The organism is Burkholderia sp. APQ4-4ca, assembly GCF_057837105.1.
The window spans coordinates 1-508 of sequence record NZ_JBYQCG010000018.1; the positions used below are offsets into that span (position 1 = coordinate 1).

Genomic DNA, 508 nt, shown 5'->3' on the forward strand with positions numbered 1-508 from the left:
AGCAGTTGCACTGGCTGCTCGACGGCATCGACCTGGCCGTGATCCAGAAGCATCCCCAGCGATATTACGCGCGGATGAGCTGAACACCACGCGGGTGGCATGGTCTAACCGGCCATGCCGAACAACCCCGTCATGCCTAGTGCTGAGGACTACCAGGCACTGCTCGCCGAACGCGATGCGCTGCGCGGTGAGCTTCGACTCGTGACGGCCCAGCGCGATCTGGCCGAAGAGAAGCTGCGAGCCTACAAGCACGAACTGTTCGGTGCATCGAGCGAGGCGCGCCATGCCGACCAGCTCGGCCTGTTCAACGAAGCAGAGGCATTGGCGACGGCTACCGACACGCCTGCGCGCGAGGACGTGCCCGGTACGTCAGTCGCCGCCCACACGCGCGGCAAACGCGGGCGCAAGCCACTCGATCCGAACCTGCCGCGCGAAGTCGTACGACACGAACTGCCCGAGTCCGAACGATTCTGCGCGCACGACGGTCACGCTCTCGTCGAGATCGGCG

General features: G+C 65.4%; 1 protein-coding gene. It reads left to right on the plus strand.

Features of this window, described 5'->3' with window-relative positions; all coding sequences use genetic code 11:
* Positions 1 to 114 precede the first annotated feature (114 nt).
* A partial coding sequence (locus AC3IFE_RS01440; protein ID WP_489189378.1) for a transposase domain-containing protein occupies positions 115 to 508 on the plus strand: 394 nt, incomplete at its 3' end.